Raw genomic sequence first — 19,012 nt, forward strand, 5'->3', positions numbered from 1 at the left:
AATATTTAAAAAAGTAGGCAATACTTATGCATACGCGGCATTTTAGGAATTAGATAATTTAGAAGGGGTCTTTTGTAAGATTATTGGCAGCTTGTAATTTTCTTTGTTTCTTTATGATCCTAATTCATAACTATTCATCATACTCTCTAACTTTTTATGAAAAATTGGCTTGTCCTGGTTCTTGTATTTATTCTTCCGTTTATTGGCTTTGCCCAAACGAAAACCAAAGTAGCCTGCGTCGGCAACAGCATTACGGAAGGGGCCGGCATAGAAGCCGGTAAAAATTATCCGGAGCAATTGCAAACCTTACTCGGCGAGGGGTACGAAGTAAAAAATTACGGCATTGGCGGCCGTACTTTATTAAAAAAAGGCGATTACCCGTACTGGAAAGAAGCCAAATACCAGGAGGTTTTGCAGTGGCAACCCGATGTGGTGGTTATTAAACTCGGCACCAATGATTCTAAACCCCAGAACTGGCAACACAAAGCCGATTTTGAAAAGGATTATGTGGAATTTATCCAGTCTTTTAAAAAACTGCCGAACAAGCCCAAGGTCTATATCTGCAAACCCATGCCGGCTTACCGCGAGAATTTTAACATCCGGCCCGCCGTAATTAAAGACGAAATGCTGCCGCTGATCGAAAAAATTGCCAAAAAAACCAAGGTGCCTATCATTGATTTGTATACGCCCATGCTGGGTAAGGAAGCTACGGCCCCGGATGGCATTCACCCGAACGCCGAAGGTGATGCGGTTTTGGCCCAGGAAGTATTTAAAGCCATTAAGAAGTAAGTAAAAAGACACGGGTATTTAGGTATTAGACCCTAGAGTTATAATTTTAAAATTTTTGATTATCCTGAGCTAACATTGTTGATTTCGGTACAAAACGGTTTAAGGTAATTTGTTGCGGGTTACTTAAATGAAACTATTGCCAAATCGCCTGAAGCACAAGCCCAAACTGTTTCAGGCGATTAATACAAGTGTTCCCAGAATAATAAATCCGGCCCCTAAAGCAGTTTTTAGCGTAAGCGGTTCGCCTAAAAAAACAACCGCTAACACAATCGCAATCGCTACGCTTAGCTTATCAACCGGCGCTACCCACGACACTCTTCCTATTTGCAGGGCTTTAAAATAAAATATCCAGGAAAGGCCGGTTGCGCAACCCGATAAAATTAAAAAAGCCCAGTTGGTTTTGGTGAGTTCTGTTAGATGCCTAGCACTGCCTTTAAAAAACACGATGCCCCAGGCTAATACCAGAATAACCACTGTGCGGAGAGCCGTGGCTAGATCAGAATCTACGCCTTTAATTCCGACTTTAGCAAAAATGGCCGTTAAAGCGGCAAATACCGCCGATAATAGTGCATAGATCCACCACATATTTTTAAATTTTATTGTAACTGAGAAAATACTTACGCAAGAAGTGCCTGGTTCTTCCGCCTTTCCAAAAAAAGAATTTTTATTTTTCAAGTATCTGAAAATTTAAAAAAAGCAGATAGCTTACGGCCGAAATGTTAAAAATAGGAGTAATTGGATTAGGCGACATTGCCCAAAAAGCGTATTTACCCATCCTGAGCAGCCGGTCTGACGTAGAAGTGCATCTTTTTTCGAATAATGCCGGCAAACTGGCCGACTTAGGCCGGCAATATCGCTTTACGAACCAGTATGCTAACTTAGCTGATTTTCTGAACAGCGGCCTGGATGGAGTAATGGTGCACGCGGCCACCGAGGCGCACTACCCAATAGTAGAAAAGCTTTTACAACAACGCATTCCCGTGTTTGTCGATAAACCTATTACCTTAGATTATACGGCCTCTAAACAGTTGGTAGCGTTAGCCGAGAAAAATAACGTGCTGCTCCACGTGGGCTTTAACCGGCGGTATGCCCCGGTTTACCAGAAATTAAAAGAACTTGCCGAGCCTACTTTAATTATTATGCAGAAAAACCGGCAGGCTTTACCGGATACCATCCGGCGGTTTGTGGTCGAAGACTTTATTCACGTAGTAGATACGTTGCGATATTTATTTCCTTATCCGATAGAAGATATTCTGGTGCACGGCAAAAAACAAGGCGACAGGCTCTACCACCTGGTGGTGCAATTAGTAAATAGCCAAGGCATTGCGATCGGCATTATGAACCGCGATACCGGCACCACGGAAGAAAAAGTGGAAATAATGAATGCCCGCGAAAAAAGAATAGCGTATAATGTGGCTGATTTAGAAATTATAACTGGTAAAAACAGCACCCGCCTGGGAAGCAACGATTGGGAGCCAACCTTGCAGAAAAGGGGCTTTTACGCCATGGTCGATGATTTTTTTAATTTTTTGCACACAGCTATCCCACCCATGATTACTGCCCCGGATGCCTTGCGTACCCACGAACTTTGCGAAAGAATAGTAGAAAAATTAACTGTTCTTTAAGGCATTCTGCTGATCAAAATAAACTCCACCTATTGCCTTGCCATCGGAGAAAACACTGGATGAACTTCCCGGATAATAATGGCTTTGTTTCTATAGGCAATCAGTAGTTTTATTTGGCGAGAACTTATCTTGTAATTAGATAAACCTATTGGAAGAATCTGTATTAATATAGAATATTTGCGAGATTATTTTTAAATTGTACCTGATTTATGAATAAAGAAATAGCAAAAATTTAAATTCCGAAGCTAATAAATCCTTAACTTATATTACGTTTTGAATAAAAGGTGTAACCCTTATTGTAAGACAGATTAATTTTCGAGCACTCCAATATCCGATAACATACAATTCTAAATTAATCCAAACATGAACGCCAAGAACGCCCGGGTATTAGTAGTAGATGATGAAACCGACGTGCTGTTTGCCGTAAAAATGCTGCTGAAAACCGAAGTAAAAGAAGTAGTAACCGAAAAGAACCCCGAAAACCTGCTCTCGCTCTTATCCAAGCAGCCTTTCGATGTGATCTTTCTGGATATGAACTATAAAAGCGCTTTAAACACCGGTAACGAAGGCTTTTTCTGGCTGAACAAAATTTTGGAAAAAGATAAAAGCGCTACCGTCGTGATGATTACGGCTTATGGCGACGTAGAACTGGCCGTACGGGCCTTAAAAGAAGGCGCTACCGATTTTATTGTAAAGCCCTGGCGTAACGAAAAGTTGCTTGAAGCTTTAGAAAAAGCCTGCGCCGGCCGTACCAGCGGCGAAAGTAAGAACGTACCCCGGCGGGCTCCTACCAGCGAAGGTTTTGATATGCTGGGCCAATCGGAAGCCATGCAGGATGTGTTCTACAAAATAGATAAAATTGCGCCCACCGAAGCCAACGTGTTAATTCTGGGCGAAAATGGCACGGGTAAAGAATTAGTAGCCCGGGCCTTGCACCAGAAATCATTCCGGGCGGGTAAGCCCTTTGTTTGCGCCGATTTAGCCGCACTGAGCGAAGGATTGTTCGAAAGCGAATTATTCGGGCATAAAAAAGGCTCTTTCACCGACGCCAAAGAAGACCGGACTGGCCGGTTTGAAGCCGCCAACGGGGGTACCTTGTTCCTGGACGAAATAGGTAACATTTCGCTACCGCAGCAAGCCAAAATACTCACGGCGCTGCAAAACCGCTTGGTTATTCCGTTGGGCAGCAACCAGCAAATTCCCGTAGATATCCGGCTGGTATCGGCCACCAACGTGCCTATTTACGAACTGGCGGCTAAAAACCAATTCCGGAAAGATTTAATCTACCGCATTAACACCGTAGAAATTACTTTGCCGCCGCTCCGCGAACGCGGCGACGATGTTATTTTATTGGCCCGGCATTTTGCCGCGCATTACGCCGCTAAAAATCATAAACCCGTACCTTTTGTTTCGGAAGGCGCGATTAAGAAGTTAAAGCAGCACAGTTGGCCGGGCAATATCCGCGAACTGCAGCACGCCGTAGAACGCGCCATTATTTTGGCCGATGGTCAGGAGTTGCGGCCGCAAGACTTTGCCTTTTCGGCGATGGAGCAGCCCGGCCACCCAGCCACCACTCCCGAACTGGTGGAAGAAGGCCCGTTGCAACTCAGCGAAGTAGAACGCACGACTATTATGCGGGTAATTGAGCGCAACAAAGGCAATATCTCCAAAGCCGCCAAAGAACTAGGCATCACCCGCACGGCCCTGTATCGCCGCCTCGAGAAACATGACATTTAAGCGCCTCGAAGTCGGTATATTTTTTCGGCTGTTATTTATTCTGATCTTAGTTTACGGAGCAGTCTATTATTTTTCGCAGCGCGCTTATCCGCAAGTTATTTTTGCGGCCGCTATTTTAGTGGGTTTGGTGTGGGAACTGGCCCGTTACGTAACGCGCAGCAACAACGAACTGGCCAAATTTATTCTGGCGGTAAAGTACCGCGATTTTTCGCAGCAGTTTAACGAAAAGCACACCAACCCCTCGTTGCGGCAACTGCACCATGCTTTTAACCAAATCAACAATACGTTTAAGCAATTACAGTTCGAGAAAGAAGCGCAGTACCATTACCTGCAAACGATTCTGCAATTAATTGATACGGGTATCATCTCGTACGATGTAAACGCCGGCGAAGTGGAATGGATAAACGAAGCTTTTAAACGCACCCTGGGCCTTCCTTATTTAAAAAATATCCATTCGCTGGAAAGACGCAACGAAGCTTTGTACGAAGCCATTATCAAGCTCAAGCCCAACGACACCCAACTCGTAAAATTAAAAATTAACCAGCAATCCATGCAATTGCTGTTATCGGCTACCGCTTTTAAAATGCAGCAACGCGATTTATTGCTGGTAGCGTTTAAAAATGTAAGCACCGCCATCGACGAAACCGAAACCGAAGCTTGGCAAAAATTACTGCGCGTGATGACGCACGAACTCATGAACTCGGTCGCGCCTATTTCGTCGCTGGCCGATACCATGCGCCGCCATTTGCGCCTGAACCGCGAACAATACGAACAGGAACAAGTTCCCCAACCTAACGGCGATTTGTTGCAGGATTTAGAAGAAGGTATTGAAATTATTCAGAACCGGGGCGAAGGCTTGCTGCGTTTCGCCAAAACCTACCGCAACCTGAGCAAAGTAAACGATTTGCTGCTCACCACGGTGTACGTGGAAGAACTGCTCAACAGCATTTACACGCTCATGAACCCCCAACTGGAGGAAAAAGGCATTTTGCTGGTAACGGAAATGAACGCCGATGATTTAACCTTGCAAGCCGATCCGCGCTTGCTCGAACAGGTACTCATTAACCTGATATTAAATGCGCAACGCGCCGTACTCGGCCGACCCAATTCAACGCCTACTATCAAGCTAATCGCCGGTAAACAGGAAAACGAAAAAATTTACATCGAAGTAGCGGACAACGGCACCGGTATCCCCGAAGAAATTATCGAAAGTATTTTTATTCCTTTTTTTACCGCCCACAAAGACGGCTCCGGCATTGGCCTGAGTTTGGCCAAACAAATCATGCACCTGCACAAAGGCAACATCCAGGTAAAATCCAAGGAAAACCAAGGCACTACTTTTACCTTGCAGTTTTAAGTTTTTTTTAAATTTTTGCTGGTTAACGCCAATTAGGAGATTGGCTATCCGAAAACTGCTGCAAAGCGCTACGCTAACTCTACGCAGAACGTAGGGATAATTAGACTTGATTTATGTAATCGTGCATTTTAGATATAGCTTGGTCCTTTGTGTTACAAACTCCTTTATTATAATTAATCGGCCCATTATTTAATATTTCTACCCAATAATGCCATTTACCATTCTCTAGCCAGATTGATGATATCTTTCCATAAACTTCGTCTCCTTTCTCATCAATGTGAAATTTATGAGATTTCATGCCTTCTGGATGCAAACTACTAGGTAAATATTCTTTTATTCTAGCTCTCATTTTATTTTAAGTGTTGTATTACTTTTATCAATTATAATATATAACTATGATTAAATTACAGTTTTGAATCTAATTATTGTGTTGAGAATTATTAAAATGTTCTATTAAGCTAATTCTCTACTTACTGTTTTCTATCTAAAATATTATATAACTACTATGAAAAAAAAGTTATTTACAGCTTTTTTACTCGGGTTATTACCTTTTCTGTCACTCAGTCAGAGGTTAACCCTAGAGCAATTAATTTTTATATACAAGAAGAAAAATATCTCGGATGCTAACGATTATTTGGAAGCTAAAGGATGGGTTTATAATTCTAATAAGAAAGAGACTGGTTTAACTCAGGCCTTTACTAAATGGGTATATGATGGTTTGAGTGATCATACAGTTAATATTTCTTCTACAAAAAACGGCATAAATGCAGTATTTTACAGTTGTAATAAAACTAATTTTGATGCGATTAAGAGAAGAACAATGTCCCTTAAAATGAAAAAAGCTGATTCAGGAGTTGACGATGATGGTACACTTTTTACTACATATGTCGGTGCCAAATACGAGGTACGATTTCTAATTACATCATCACAATCTTTTGATGGGAAATATAGTGTTGAGCTAATGGACAAAGTTTTGGCAATGTTCCATCCAGTTGGTAAATAAAAGTTAAGGTTCGTTCTGCGTAGAGTTAGCGCAGCGCTCTACGCAGTTACCGGACAGCCAATCTCCTGATTGGCGTTACTGATAAATAGCAGGCAATTAACCCCCCGACACGACCCTACAGTCTATGTAATCCCGAAAAATTTACTTTTTCGACTTTTGATAGGTTGAGGTTGATAAGAAAAAAAGGTGCCGAATAGTTGGTAATTCACCAACTATTCGGCACCTTTATCGTATGAATGTTATCAGCTACGCCACCATTCGGGAATACTACGAAGCACATGCTACCGCGAAGCCTTACTTAATAGATTGGTATAAAATAACACGCAAAGCGCAATGGAACAGCGTGCAGGCTATTCGCCAAGACTTTCCTAAAGCAGAAATGGTGGTTGATGGTAAGGTTGTGTTTAACATGAAGGCAAACGATTACCGGCTGGTAGCATTAGTGTGGTTTAAAGCAAAAAGAGTGTATGTGCTCTGGATTGGAACCCACGCCGAATACAGCAAAATAGAAATTAAAGACCTCTAAAAAGGATAGCATATTTATTACTCTTTATCTCTCGAAGCGCAATGGAAGTTAAATTGATTCACAATGCAACCGAATACCAAGCAGCCCTCAAAAGAATGCGTCAGCTATGGGGAGCAGCCGAAGGCACCCCAGAATACGAAGAAGCAGATATATTGGCACTGGTAATTAACAAGTACGAAGAAGAACATTATCCGATTGATGATTTGGACCCTATCGAGCATATTAAAATACGGATGGAAGTTTTAGGTTTACAGCCTAAAGATCTGGTGCCTTACTTAGGTGATAAAGGTACGGTGTCTAGTATTTTAAACCGTAAGCGCCCTTTAAGCCTAGCTAATATCCGGTCGCTACATAAGGGCTTGAACCTGTCGCCGGAAATACTGATCAAAGAAATTATTCTAGCTGCTTAGGGCCTTATTTTTGTTCTCTTATAAAATCTGCCGAACCTTCCGGCACTAAGAAGTTTATAAGTACAGATATGCCTTATAAACGATCCCCTTTGTTCTGCGTAGAGTTAGCGCAGCGCTCTACGCAGTTCCGGAAAGCCAATTTCCTGATTGGCATTAACCAGCAAAAATTTAAAAAAACATGCAATAAACTCCATGGTCATACCGCTTTAACAATCCCGCAGGCATTTACTTTGTAACCTTCTCCGTGGTTTTTTGGCTGGATGTGTTCGTGCGTTTGACTTATAAAAACCTGTTTGTTGAAAGCTTAAATTTTTGTATCAAAAACAAAGGTTTGCGGGTACATGCCTGGTGCTTAATGACCAGCCACGTGCATCTCATCATTCCGGCGGAAGAACCAAGTAAAGCAAATTTATCAGACATCCTGCGAGATTTGAAAAAGTTTACCGCTACCCAAGTTATCCGGGAAATAGAAACCGGAGTAGAAAGCCGCAAGGATTGGTTAGTAGATAAATTTAAATTTACCGCCAGTCAAAATTACCGCAATACGACTTACCAGTTCTGGCAACAGAACAATCACGCGGAAGAATTAATCAGTAATAAATTTATACCGCAAAAGTTAGATTACATCCACGAAAACCCGGTGAAAGAAGGCTGGGTAGAAGAAGCAATGCATTACTTATACAGCAGTGCCCGCGATTACAGCGGTCTAAATGGATTGGTACCCATCAATTTCTTGGATTGAGTTACTGTAATACCAACCCAAAGAAGGGTGGCCCGGCGCTGCGTAGCGGGTTGCGCTCACTTTTCGCAGAGCAATAAAGAAAACCCATACCAATTATACTCCTTTGGTATTTATTTAAATTGCACCATGAAAAAAGTTTTCAGATCCATACAAACCTGGTTTCCCTTTTTACACGACACCCGGTTTACCTTAAAATTCTTTTGGATGAAAATGCGGAATAAGCCCCACGAGCCTGATTTCAACGCGCTGCTATTTTTTAAACCCAAACCAGATGAAGTTTTAGTGGATATAGGTTCCAATCGGGGCGAAAGTATTTTATCGATGCTGATTGCTTCCAAGGCAAATTATAGTAATAAGATTATTGGGTTCGAGCCGAATTACCTGATTTTTGAAAAGCTTAAAAATTATTTTCGTACTAATAAGAGGGTATCGGTTTATAATTTTGGCTTAGCGAATAAAGATCGAGATCTGACGCTTTTTGTGCCATTTTATCGGAAATGGATGTTTGATGGATTATCTTCTTTTAAATATGAAGCCGCTCACGACTGGTTAAAAACGCAGCTCTGGCGGTTTGATGAGCATAAACTGCATATCAGAACGGTAAAGTGCGAAGTAAAAAAATTGGATGATTTTAAACTAAAGCCTTATTTCGTAAAAATAGACGTGCAAGGGTATGAGCTGGAAGTTTTAAAGGGAGCAATGGAAACGCTTAAAAACTTTAAACCAATTATATTGATTGAATCGATTGACTCCGAAACCAAGCATTTTCTGCAGCAATTTAATTACGGTTTTTACTCTTTTGTTGACGGCAAGTTTATTGCCGATAAAGGCATGGTAAATACCTTTTGTATTACCAGCGATAAATTGGGGGAACTAAGCAAAAAATAATACCAGGTAAAAAGAACCTGCCTTAAATTTTAAATTGCTGATGGTACCTCCCGTAGGGTAGAGGTAAACCCTGGCTGGTACCCACTACAGGACGGAAACCAGACAGAATAGCGTTTTTTTAAATTTTTGCTTTTCTCGAACGTAGTAAAATAAAAAAGGGAGCTTTAAAGCTCCCTTTTTTATTTTACCGGTCAATTATAAGCTTTGTACTAATTACCCCCGAAGGAGCTTGCGCTTTAATAAGGTACATCCCCCGGCTAATTGGTTGTTGCGGTAAAAGTTGCGTTGTAGCTGCTCCGGTGCTGTTGGCAGTCAGGCTTTTAGAATAAATAGTTCGGCCGGATAATTCATAAATGGTTAAAGTAATCTGCTCTTTGGGCGCAAAGTTCTGCAAAGCGATCTTTATGTCATCGCCCGGATTAGGGTTCGGGAATACCTGTAAAACTAAACCGGTATTATTCGGAGTGGTAGGTTCATCGGGTTCGTTACCCAGTACATCTGGCACCTTTACGTAGGGTTTAACATTGCGAACAATAAACACCAGATCCTGGTAATCCTGGTCTTCGCCTATTCCTTCCACCGCCATTAAATACGTATCCAGTAGTACCGTGCCATCCGGATTTTTTAAAGGATAAGCCCGGAAATGGTGCGGGATAGCATTAGCAAAGGTGTTTAACGAATCTTTGCTATAAATTTGGCGGTTAGTTAAAGAAGGCCAACGGGTATAAAAGCCAAAGGGCAAATTATCCGTCTCCAGAACAAGCTTACCGGTAGCCTGCACATTAATGGTTTGGCTCTGGTCGTTGGCTACGGTAAATAATTCTTCGGTTATAGTGGGGCTGCTCCCGGCATACCAGCCTAAAGCAGTAGCAATACCTCCCGTAGCCGCGTCGCTGAAAACAGCCAGCGGTTCTACGGTAATAGGCGCTGCGGTTGCGTTTACAAATTGCGGAACCGCTACTTCTTCTCCCAAAATGGCTGCCTTCGCATTAATACTGTGGATAATAGCCGTGTTGGGATCATCATCGCCCACCACTATGTTTAAACCGTGGGCATTTACAATGGCCTGTAAGGCAGGTTCATTAGCCCCTCCTTTGCCCGTAGTGCCTAAGCCACTCAGTACTACTTCCTGTACCGGGTAATTTTCTAAATTAATTTTGATAGAAGCAGTTTTAATGCCTGATGCAGTGGGATTAAATTGTACATTAAAGGTAAAGGCCGTATTAGCCGCAATGATTAGCGGCGAAGTAGCATTAATTTCCGGAATACCGCTTAATATAAACTGGTTGGTATCTACCCCTTCCAGCGCAATACTCGTTACCTGTAAATTGCCGTTGCCGCTATTGCCAATGGTAATGGTGTTCTTTTTACCAGGATGGCCATCTGCTACATCATTTTCGGTTATTTTAGCGGGCGTTACCGTCGCTATCGGAGCAATAGTAGTAACTGCCTTCGGACGTAATAACGTAATTTGCGAGGTTTTACCGGGCGTATTATTCCAGTTAAATTCAATAACGTACAGGTTTCCGGTTTGCGGATCCTCAGCAATATCCAACGGATTAGTAAAGCCCGACAGACCCTCGATGCCAAACAAGCCGGAACCTGTCTGTGCATTTACAATATCGTATTTCTGATCTTTATCGGGCGTAATAGCAGGATCATTTACTTTAGAACCAGGTTCCAGAATCATGATGTCGCTGCCCCCGCTAAACCGGCAAACCAGCAACTTGCCTTTTAAGGCTCCATCAAAAGCATTGCTTTTGTATTCAATTGCGCCATTAGGCGATTTATTCAGACCAAAGTCAAAGGCGGCTCCGCGGTAATTCGGATCTGCTCCGGTACCCGCGGCGTATAAGTTGTTATCGGCGTAGCCCCGGTGTGCTAAAAACTCGCCTCGCAAAGGATTAGGATGGCCAAAGTAGCCCATAGGCCGTTGCGGATTTACCCGGAAGAGCCAGTCGTTTTGCACCTGTACCCCCCGGGTTGCCGCTATTACCGGACCATTATACAACGTACCATCGGGGCGGCGGGTACCTACCACTGCTCTTGGCGTATTGCCGCCGGCAGCGGAGCCGTTAGTCGGAATGTACAGCTGCCCGTTGCTGTGCCAAACCAAATCGTACGCGTTTCTGATGCCAGAAGCGTAAATGGTTAACGGCGCATTGGTGGCATAAGGATTATACGTACCATCTATGAGCCACACCGATTCGGCAGGCGCAGTATTTATCAGGCTTTGGTCGGCGGTAGTCCGCACATTAATGGGCAGAATAAATCCGGGTAATTTATTTAAATCCAGGCGCAGAATAGCCCCGGCCAGCAAACTTTCTTCTTGCTGCCAGCTGCGATCGTAAGCGCCCATGGAGCTGTTGCTGCCCTGGCTAATATAAAGGGCTCCGTCCGGGCCAAAAGCTACACTGTTCACCAAATGGTCTTTAGTAGATCGGGGCAAGCGGGTAATTACGAGTTGTTCATCTTCTAAACCAGGACCCGCTAACCGGGATAAATTACCGTCGAAGGTACCGGCGTTAGAAAGGCCTCCGGAAGAATGCGTCACCCAGGCTATCAGGTTGGTAGGGGTAGAACTCGGATCAAAGGCTAAACCAATGGCCGATCGCTCCCCGTATTTATTTTCGAGGGTAGAAAGTAGTTCCTGGTTGCTTAAAGTGCCATTCAGGCTATCAATCTGGTAGCGCTCGATGGTGCCGCTCAGCCGCAAAGCGTAAAATTTCCCATCTGGCCCAATTGTAACGCTGCTGTACTGTTTACCAACGGTGCTGGCAATGGGTTCTTTGGTAAATGCTAGTTTAGACGCTCCCGCCGTGCCGGAGAAAGAGCCGGTCGTAAAAAGCGATTCGTAAGGTAAAAAGGGCAAGCCGGTATTGGATTTTACGGCTCTGGTGATCATTAATTTATAATTGGTATTGGGTTCTAAGGCGTAAGTAGGCGAAAAACTAATGGCATCGCCACCCCCCGTACCCTGCACTACCCCCACAATGGCCGTAGTATCGGTTTCGGATATTTTAAATAATTTAACGGTAGAAGTATTTAAAGTAGAGTTATCTACCCCGCCCCGTAAGCCGGTAACTTCCGGTACATACAGGTTATTCGCCGCAATACTAACCGTGTTGATATCTACGTTGGTAGCCCCGTTTTCGGGCGTTGAAGATACCACGTATGGCAAAATACTTTCTGCTTCCAGTACAGTAATCTTTACGGTTAACAAGGCCGGCGTAAAATCCGGCGTAGTTGCCGAAACAATGGCAGTGTACGTGCCGGGAGGAAGATTTCGCGCGGCCGAGTAATCGAAGTTAATATTAGGTTCGGTACCGTAGTGGCTCGCATTAAACTTTAACCAGCCTTTAACCCCGGAATCGTAGGAGGCGGTTAATTTGTACGTTACTTCGGGCAATCCGGAGGAATTATTTAGTTCCAGCGAAAAAGTTTTCTCGGGTGCATAATCCTGCCGGATGGTAATTTGCTGCAAGTCCGTGGCCCAGTAAGCATAAGGCCCGGTACTTACCGGCAAAATACGGGCAGCGTTTATTTTGGTATTGATACCCCCGTCGGCGGTAATGGTTAACAAAGAATCTTTTACCGTAACGCGGGCGATAGCGGTTTTAAAGCGGCTAAGGGCGCCGGGCTGGCCGCTTGGTTCAAAATTGCGGATAGTTTTTACACCCTCTACGGTAATACTATGGCTTTCGGCAACGGAAGTATTAAGGACCGCATCGCCAACGGTTACCGTAACGTCATAGAACCCATTCGGAACTTTAATTTCCCAGTAACCTTCTTCTTTCACCCCGTCAAATGCTCCCGGAATATCATCGGCTTGCATGTGGATGAAGGTAGCCAGGCGCACATCCTCCGGCATGTTGCGGTTCCGTCCGTTTCCCGGAATCGTGCCGCCCACCGATAAATCCAAAAGGGTGCTGTCGCTGCGTTTTTTCCAACCGTAGAATAAGTTAATTCCCTGGTTAGTACCCGTACGAGGACCAAAAGCTTGCCCGAAATCAGCTAGCCAACCCGTTGGCGGAAGCGTATTCGGATCCTGGAAGTTTACTAAAAACTCCGGAGTGGGAGGGTTAACGGTTAACTGGATCACCAAGGTGTCGGGGCGGTAGCCTTCGGCCTGGGCTGCTACCCAGGTTTTGTAAATTCCGGGGCTTAAATTAGAACTAATCTGATCCGGGCCAAAGGTAAGGGTACCGGTTTGGGTAGCCGGTAAATTCAGCCAGGTAGCAGTAGTATCTTTCGTCAGGTTCAGAGCCGGAAGGCCGATGTTGGCCGTAAGCACGGTAGTTTGTTTTTCAATAATGCCCCCCGGAACCAACGTATAGCTTAACTGTTTAGGCAAAAAGGTTAATGCGGGCTGGATTGGCGCACTAATAACTTGAACATTAAAATCGCCGAAAGAATAGGTAACCGGGGTAGTACCGAGGCGGTGGGAGGCCAGAATACCGGTATACACCCGGGTAGCATTAAGGCCCATGTTAGCAATACTTATTGTTTTGGTTGGGTAAGCTTCGCCTACGTTGAGGTAGGTAACACTATCGGTGGAGTAAAAAGCTTCGGCGGTGTTGCTAACCGGATCAATTAATAAGCGCAGGCGTACTTTCTGGGTTTCTAAACCCGGGATTACTTCCGTCATCCGGCGGTCATCCGGGGTAGATACATCGTTTACTTCGCGACGTAGTTCTATCCGGTTGCCCGACACTACCAGTTGCACGAACATTTTATCCGACAAGCCTACCCATACGCCGGCTTGTTGCGAATCTAAACCGTTGTAGGGGTTGATTAAGGTAGTTTCTATTTGCAGTTTATTGCGGCCATTAACACCAACGCCCATGGTGTTTAGCTGATTGTTATTGGTAGTAAGAGCCGAACCTTTGTTCGTCGTTAGCTGCAGAGCGCTATTGCCGAGCAATAATTTTTTAGGTTCGTAGCCCGGTGCTACTAAGTTACTGGCAACACTATCTTCGGGCAGGCGGGTGCCCGCGTAAGGTAATGCCATGGTAAAACCAGAACCCAAACCGCTTTGCTCCGGTAAAGTATTCGCTTTAGGAAAATCAAATTTTAAAGAATACGGCAATCCCACCGCAACTCGGGAGCAAGGTAATATACTAAAAGGCGGACAAGGGATGGGCGGCACTGTAATTTTAAAAAAAGCCGTTATAAAAAGGCTGGAAGGATCAATAGCCGTAATTTTAATGGTTAGATCGGCACCGGTGCCGGGTGTTTTACCGCTGAGCGTTTGCGTGGTACTGGCAAAAGAAAGCCAACCGGGCAAAGGGCTGCCATCTATTAAAGTAGCGGTATACGTTAAAGGTTGCCCGTCGGGGTCAGCGTACTGGCCCGCCGAAAAGCTAACGATACTGTCACCGCTGAATATCTGGTCAACCGGAGCCTGTACTATTATCGGCGTACCGGGTAATCTAACCGCAAAGTCATCAAAAGAGTAAGTAACCGGCGTTATGCCGTGACGGTGCGAGGCCAGAATGCCCGTATACACCCGGCTGGCCGTTAAGCCCATATCTGTAATATTTACTCCTTTAACGGGATAGACTTCACCCACATTAAAATAAGTAACACTATCGGTGGAGTAAAAAGCTTCGGCGGTGTTGCTGGCCGGATCAATTAACAAGCGCAAGCGTACTTTTTGGGTGTCTAAGCCCGGAATTACTTCCGTCATCCGGCGATCATCCGGGGTAGATACATCGTTTACTTCGCGGCGCAACTCCACCCGGTTGCCCGACACTACCAGTTGCACGAACATTTTATCCGACAAGCCCACCCATACGCCGGCTTGTTGCGAATCTAAACCGTTGTAGGGGTTGATTAAGGTAGTTTCTATTTGCAGTTTATTGCGGCTATCTACCTGCACACCTAAGGCGTTTAGTTGATTGTTGCTGGTTGCCGTGCCAGAACCTTTATGAGTTGTTACTTGCAGAGCGCCATTAACCAGCGCGAGCTTAGCCGGCTCGTAGCCGGGAACTTTAGGAATACTAACTGCACTGTCTTCGGGTAGGCGGGTGCCGGAATACGGTAGAGCTAAAGTAAAGCCCGTACCTACTTTGTTCTGGTCAGCAAGCGTTTTAGCTACCGGAGCATTAAAATTTAAATTAAGCGGCAAGCTCATCTGCAACTTAGAGCAAGGCAAAGTGCTTAGAAGGGTACAGGAATCGGCAAAAGTAGCAGAATAATTAGCAGCGGATGAATTTTTTAAATTAAAGTTGTTCGCTAATCCTCGCGCCCAGGTAGATTGGCACAAAAGCAAAAATCCTAGTACCCAAATCGTAAAATGCTTTTGCTTTCGGAGAGATAAGGAAAAAATATAATCGGTAAAATTTGCTTTCATTGAATTTGGTCAGGGTTAATGAGCCAATAAAATAAATGGTTAATTATTTTAATTGGCGAAAGTAAGCGGTAGGATCAGGTATTGCAGCTTATTTACTTTTATTTTAATAAATAAATAAGCTAATAATAAGGTTTATAATCCTTTTTAAATCTGTAGCGGAGTGAGCAGTAGAATAACTGGGTTATAGGTTTCCTCATAACAATGGAATATGGATCAATAGATTTACCCTATTATTTCACATATTCTTACTTATTATAGGATTAAAATGTTTCCATGGATATAGTTAATCTTCGGCATGTTTACCGCTCTTTTTGTTTTTAAACATCTTGTAAATCAATTGTTAAGGTCGTTGATCGCAATTTGTTTTAGCAAGAATGCCTATCGGCAATAAAACAAAGTTCCGGTTATTTCCATTCCAAAAAACATAGAAGTAATGATCTGGGTAAAGAGTAAGCTGTATATAAGTTGCAATAGAAAGCAATGCAAGTTTTTTTGCCTATCTATACTGGAAGTAAAACGAACAATGTCCGTGGAAGAATCTATTTGGGGCCGCATAGACCGGTAGGAATTAGTTTCTTCGGCAGGCTCAGGCTGATTTTCCGGAAGTTTTTTTAAATTTTTTAATAAAACTTATTCTTTCAATTACTATTAAAATTTAAATTTTCAGCCATTAACAGAGTAATGCCTAACCAAATAAAACAGATCTACTTATTATTGGGGCTGGCTACCTGCTTTTTAGAGGTAGCTGGTGCGCAACCGGTACGTGCCCCGGTTACTTCCCGCAAGCCAAACTTTGTGGTTATTTTCACCGATGACTTAGGCTACGGCGATTTAAGCTGCTACGGCAACCCGACTATTAAAACGCCTAACCTAGATAAAATGGCCGCCGAAGGCCAAAAGTGGACCAGCTTTTACGTAGCGGCCAACGTGTGTACTCCCTCGCGGGCGGCTTTGCTCACTGGCCGGCTGCCGGTAAGAAACGGCATGGAAGGCGAAAAAAGACGCGTTTTATTCCCCGATTCCGATGGCGGCTTACCTACTCAGGAAAAAACCATCCCAAAAATTTTAAAAGAAGCGGGCTACAGTACCGCCGCTATTGGTAAATGGCACTTAGGTCACTTAAAACCTTACCTGCCCACCAGCCACGGGTTTGATTCGTACTACGGCATTCCGTATAGCAACGACATGGACCGCAACCCGGCCATCAACGCAATTGAGGCCGCCATTAACCCCAAAATTGAAACCTACCAGGTACCTTTAATGCGCAATACCGAAGTAATCGAAAAACCTGCGGACCAGAATACCATCACCAAACGCTACACCCAGGAGGCGGTGAAGTTTATTTCGGCTAACAAACAAAAGCCTTTCTTTCTGTATCTAGCGCATTCGCTCCCGCACATTCCGCTTTTTGCTTCGCCGGAATTTAGAGGCAAAAGCGACCGCGGCTTGTACGGCGATGTAATCGAGGAAATTGACTGGAGTGTGGGCCAGGTTTTAGCGGTCTTAAAAAAAGAAGGCTTGGATAAAAATACTTACGTTTTGTTTACTTCGGATAACGGCCCTTGGGCTTTGTACAAAGAACAAGGCGGCAGCGCCGGCACTTTGTACGGCAACAAAGGCACCAGCTACGAAGGCGGCGTACGGGTACCCGCCATTTTCTGGGCGCCTGGCCGCATAAAACCAGCCATCATCACGCAAATGGGCAGCACCCTGGATTTATTACCCACTTTAAGCAAACTGGCTGGTGCCAAAGTACCCACCGATCGCACCCTCGATGGTTATGAACTGACCCCCGTGTTACGAGAAGGAAAAGCCAGTCCGCGGAAAGAAATGTTTTATTACCACGGTTCTAAACTCTTTGCCGTCCGGAAAGGCGACTACAAGCTGTATTTTTTTAAAAATAACCCTATTGGCTATCCCGAACAAATTGAAAAATTAGCTACCTACCAGTTATTTAACTTACAACACGACCCTTCCGAAAAATACGACGTAGCGGCTAATCACCCGGACATTATGAAGGATCTGGAAGCTTTGGCGCAAAAGCACCAGGCCACCGTGGAACCAGTAAAAAGTAATTTGGATAAGATTATCGTCCAAAACTAGCCTTGCTAGAAGAATGCCTGATCTTTTGCTTGCCTTTACTTTAAAAATAAAGAGCTTTCAAAAAATAATTAAAAGTCTTCCTTTAGTGAGGTTAGAGGAAGGTTTTGAACTCTCTCTTTGAGAAAGCCCTAAAACAATGTAATTTTAAAGTTAAAGGCGACCTGTTAATTGCCTGTTTTAATAATTATGAATTTTAATAAATCTTATTCCCCGCTAAAAGCTGGTTTTATCTTTTGCTTGGTACTTTCTATCACAGGCTGTCAGAAAAAATCGGCGAACGAAGCACAAGAACCGGAGAAAGCAATAGCTCCAAAACCAAGCGTTAATTTAAACCAAGTAGCCGATACCGCTAAAACCAAAATGGTATGGATAAAGGGCGGTACTTTTCAAATGGGTTCGGATGAGCCGGAGTTTCCGGATGCTAAGCCCGTGCACGCCGTAACCGTAGACGGAATTTGGATGGATGAGCACGAAGTTACCTACGGACAGTACGCCGAATTTGTAAAAGCCACTAACTACAAAACGGTGGCCGAAAGAGCTTTAAATCCGGCCGATTACCCGGGAGTACCTGCGGATAAACTAGTTCCTGGTTCAGCGGTATTTTCCACCCCCGCGCAAAAAGTTTCTCTGGATAATCCGTTGCAGTGGTGGCAGTATATACCGGGAGCCAATTGGCTTCAGCCCCAAGGCCCTGATGCGCATACGGACACGAAAAATTTAAAAAAATTGCCAGTGGTGCAGGTTTCTTACGAAGATGCGCTGGCTTACGCGCGTTGGGCCGGCAAACGTTTACCCACCGAAGCCGAATGGGAATATGCGGCCCGGGGCGGTAAAGAAAAACAGAAATATTATTGGGGCAGCGAGTTAAAACCGGGTAATAAATGGGTAGCCAATATTTACCAGGGTAACTTTCCGGATAAAAATACCGGCGAGGATGGCTTTTTGGGAGTAGCTCCCATAAAATCATTCCCGGCAAATGCTTACGGTTTGTACGATATGGAAGGCAACGTGTGGGAGTGGTGCAGCGATTTTTATCGGCCGGATTATTACCGCCAGAGCCCCGCTAAAAACCCGCCAGGCCCCGCCGATAGTTACGACCCCGAGGAGCCCAACGTTGTAAAACGGGTACAACGCGGCGGCTCTTTCCTGTGCAGCGACCAATACTGCATCCGGTACAAAGCCGGCAGCCGCGGCAAAGGCGAAGTAACCAGTAGCTCTGATAATTTGGGTTTTCGGTGTGTGCGGGATAAAGTAAATTAAGGGGTAGTTTTTAAGTTGAAAGTTAATTAGAAGATTTTGTTCGCATAACGACGGGTAGTGCTTTGGTTTCTAATTGATTTTCGTTCGCATAGCTGGGTGAATTGCTTTTTTTCTGAGTGAAGTTGTTTCATTACTTGTGTATTGGTTCTTTTTGTCTTGATACAAAAAGAACCAACGAAAATCAAGACGCTAAAAACGCGCGGAACAACAGAACAGT

Annotated in this window: 15 protein-coding genes; 12 read left to right on the plus strand and 3 right to left on the minus strand. The window is 44.2% G+C overall.

Translation table 11 applies throughout. The features are described 5' to 3' along the window. The first annotated feature begins 156 nt into the window (after window positions 1–156). Window positions 157–789: a GDSL-type esterase/lipase family protein gene (locus tag AHMF7616_RS22025; RefSeq protein WP_115374848.1), complete on the plus strand. Its 633-nt coding sequence runs from the start codon at window positions 157–159 to the stop codon at window positions 787–789. 171 nt (window positions 790–960) lie between these two features. On the opposite strand, the gene AHMF7616_RS22030 is transcribed toward AHMF7616_RS22025, so the two are convergent. Beyond that, window positions 961–1,374: an EamA family transporter gene (locus AHMF7616_RS22030; RefSeq protein WP_115375730.1), complete on the minus strand. Its 414-nt coding sequence runs from the start codon at window positions 1,372–1,374 to the stop codon at window positions 961–963. Between the two features lie 131 nt (window positions 1,375–1,505). On the opposite strand from AHMF7616_RS22030, the gene AHMF7616_RS22035 reads away from it, so the two are divergent. From AHMF7616_RS22035 to AHMF7616_RS22045, 3 genes are all read left to right on the plus strand, one after another. After that, on the plus strand, window positions 1,506–2,414 hold the full coding sequence (locus AHMF7616_RS22035; RefSeq protein WP_115374849.1) for a Gfo/Idh/MocA family protein: 909 nt from the start codon (window positions 1,506–1,508) through the stop codon (window positions 2,412–2,414). Window positions 2,415–2,777: 363 nt separating this feature from the next. Next, a complete protein-coding gene (locus AHMF7616_RS22040) occupies window positions 2,778–4,151 on the plus strand; it encodes a sigma-54-dependent transcriptional regulator (RefSeq protein ID WP_115374850.1) in 1,374 nt (457 codons plus the stop codon). Further along, window positions 4,141–5,508: a sensor histidine kinase gene (locus AHMF7616_RS22045; protein WP_115374851.1), complete on the plus strand. Its 1,368-nt coding sequence runs from the start codon at window positions 4,141–4,143 to the stop codon at window positions 5,506–5,508. The genes AHMF7616_RS22040 and AHMF7616_RS22045 overlap by 11 nt, the downstream gene beginning before the upstream one ends. 100 nt (window positions 5,509–5,608) lie before the next feature. On the opposite strand, the gene AHMF7616_RS22050 is transcribed toward AHMF7616_RS22045, so the two are convergent. Then, window positions 5,609–5,857, minus strand: coding sequence for a hypothetical protein (locus AHMF7616_RS22050; protein ID WP_147275754.1), 249 nt, complete (start codon window positions 5,855–5,857; stop codon window positions 5,609–5,611). A gap of 156 nt (window positions 5,858–6,013) precedes the next feature. Here AHMF7616_RS22050 and AHMF7616_RS22055 point away from each other — a divergent pair, with 156 nt between their 5' ends. From AHMF7616_RS22055 to AHMF7616_RS22075, 6 genes are all read left to right on the plus strand, one after another. After that, the gene (locus AHMF7616_RS22055) at window positions 6,014–6,511 is read left to right on the plus strand and encodes a hypothetical protein (protein WP_115374853.1); all 498 of its coding nucleotides are present in this window, start codon (window positions 6,014–6,016) and stop codon (window positions 6,509–6,511) included. Between the two features lie 232 nt (window positions 6,512–6,743). Next, window positions 6,744–7,037 carry a type II toxin-antitoxin system HigB family toxin gene (locus AHMF7616_RS22060; protein WP_115374854.1) on the plus strand — a complete coding sequence of 98 codons (294 nt, stop codon included), beginning with the start codon at window positions 6,744–6,746 and terminating at the stop codon, window positions 7,035–7,037. A 41-nt stretch (window positions 7,038–7,078) separates the two neighbouring features. Beyond that, window positions 7,079–7,447 carry a helix-turn-helix domain-containing protein gene (locus AHMF7616_RS22065; RefSeq protein WP_115374855.1) on the plus strand — a complete coding sequence of 123 codons (369 nt, stop codon included), beginning with the start codon at window positions 7,079–7,081 and terminating at the stop codon, window positions 7,445–7,447. Between the two features lie 68 nt (window positions 7,448–7,515). Beyond that, window positions 7,516–7,683 carry a hypothetical protein gene (locus AHMF7616_RS26540; RefSeq protein ID WP_158546231.1) on the plus strand — a complete coding sequence of 56 codons (168 nt, stop codon included), beginning with the start codon at window positions 7,516–7,518 and terminating at the stop codon, window positions 7,681–7,683. A gap of 8 nt (window positions 7,684–7,691) precedes the next feature. Further along, window positions 7,692–8,189 (plus strand): transposase, encoded by a 498-nt coding sequence (locus AHMF7616_RS22070; RefSeq protein WP_233507701.1) that lies wholly within the window; start codon window positions 7,692–7,694, stop codon window positions 8,187–8,189. 126 nt (window positions 8,190–8,315) lie between these two features. Next, entirely contained in the window at window positions 8,316–9,077 is a 762-nt protein-coding gene (locus AHMF7616_RS22075; protein ID WP_147275755.1) for an FkbM family methyltransferase, read from the plus strand. A 184-nt stretch (window positions 9,078–9,261) separates the two neighbouring features. Here AHMF7616_RS22075 and AHMF7616_RS22080 read toward each other — a convergent pair whose 3' ends face one another. Next, on the minus strand, window positions 9,262–15,432 hold the full coding sequence (locus AHMF7616_RS22080; RefSeq protein ID WP_115374858.1) for a T9SS type A sorting domain-containing protein: 6,171 nt from the start codon (window positions 15,430–15,432) through the stop codon (window positions 9,262–9,264). A gap of 681 nt (window positions 15,433–16,113) precedes the next feature. On the opposite strand from AHMF7616_RS22080, the gene AHMF7616_RS22085 reads away from it, so the two are divergent. Both AHMF7616_RS22085 and AHMF7616_RS22090 read left to right on the plus strand, forming a co-directional pair. Next, a complete protein-coding gene (locus AHMF7616_RS22085; protein WP_115374859.1) occupies window positions 16,114–17,535 on the plus strand; it encodes a sulfatase family protein in 1,422 nt (473 codons plus the stop codon). A 186-nt stretch (window positions 17,536–17,721) separates the two neighbouring features. Next, the gene (locus tag AHMF7616_RS22090; protein WP_115374860.1) at window positions 17,722–18,795 is read left to right on the plus strand and encodes a formylglycine-generating enzyme family protein; all 1,074 of its coding nucleotides are present in this window, start codon (window positions 17,722–17,724) and stop codon (window positions 18,793–18,795) included. The last annotated feature ends 217 nt before the right edge of the window (window positions 18,796–19,012 follow it).

The organism is Adhaeribacter pallidiroseus, from assembly GCF_003340495.1.
Classification (GTDB): Bacteria; Bacteroidota; Bacteroidia; order Cytophagales; family Hymenobacteraceae; genus Adhaeribacter; species Adhaeribacter pallidiroseus.

Excerpts from the sequence above, each read along its gene's own strand:
- AHMF7616_RS22085 (WP_115374859.1), top strand. The coding sequence starts at position 16,114 with ATGCCTAACCAAATAAAACAGATCTACTTATTATTGGGGCTGGCTACC.
- AHMF7616_RS22035 (WP_115374849.1), top strand. The coding sequence starts at position 1,506 with ATGTTAAAAATAGGAGTAATTGGATTAGGCGACATTGCCCAAAAAGCG.
- AHMF7616_RS22030 (WP_115375730.1), bottom strand. The coding sequence starts at position 1,374 with ATGTGGTGGATCTATGCACTATTATCGGCGGTATTTGCCGCTTTAACG.
- AHMF7616_RS22090 (WP_115374860.1), top strand. The coding sequence starts at position 17,722 with ATGAATTTTAATAAATCTTATTCCCCGCTAAAAGCTGGTTTTATCTTT.
- AHMF7616_RS22065 (WP_115374855.1), top strand. The coding sequence starts at position 7,079 with ATGGAAGTTAAATTGATTCACAATGCAACCGAATACCAAGCAGCCCTC.
- AHMF7616_RS22025 (WP_115374848.1), top strand. The coding sequence starts at position 157 with ATGAAAAATTGGCTTGTCCTGGTTCTTGTATTTATTCTTCCGTTTATT.
- AHMF7616_RS22050 (WP_147275754.1), bottom strand. The coding sequence starts at position 5,857 with ATGAGAGCTAGAATAAAAGAATATTTACCTAGTAGTTTGCATCCAGAA.
- AHMF7616_RS22045 (WP_115374851.1), top strand. The coding sequence starts at position 4,141 with ATGACATTTAAGCGCCTCGAAGTCGGTATATTTTTTCGGCTGTTATTT.
- AHMF7616_RS26540 (WP_158546231.1), top strand. The coding sequence starts at position 7,516 with ATGCCTTATAAACGATCCCCTTTGTTCTGCGTAGAGTTAGCGCAGCGC.
- AHMF7616_RS22080 (WP_115374858.1), bottom strand. The coding sequence starts at position 15,432 with ATGAAAGCAAATTTTACCGATTATATTTTTTCCTTATCTCTCCGAAAG.
- AHMF7616_RS22075 (WP_147275755.1), top strand. The coding sequence starts at position 8,316 with ATGAAAAAAGTTTTCAGATCCATACAAACCTGGTTTCCCTTTTTACAC.
- AHMF7616_RS22040 (WP_115374850.1), top strand. The coding sequence starts at position 2,778 with ATGAACGCCAAGAACGCCCGGGTATTAGTAGTAGATGATGAAACCGAC.
- AHMF7616_RS22060 (WP_115374854.1), top strand. The coding sequence starts at position 6,744 with ATGAATGTTATCAGCTACGCCACCATTCGGGAATACTACGAAGCACAT.
- AHMF7616_RS22055 (WP_115374853.1), top strand. The coding sequence starts at position 6,014 with ATGAAAAAAAAGTTATTTACAGCTTTTTTACTCGGGTTATTACCTTTT.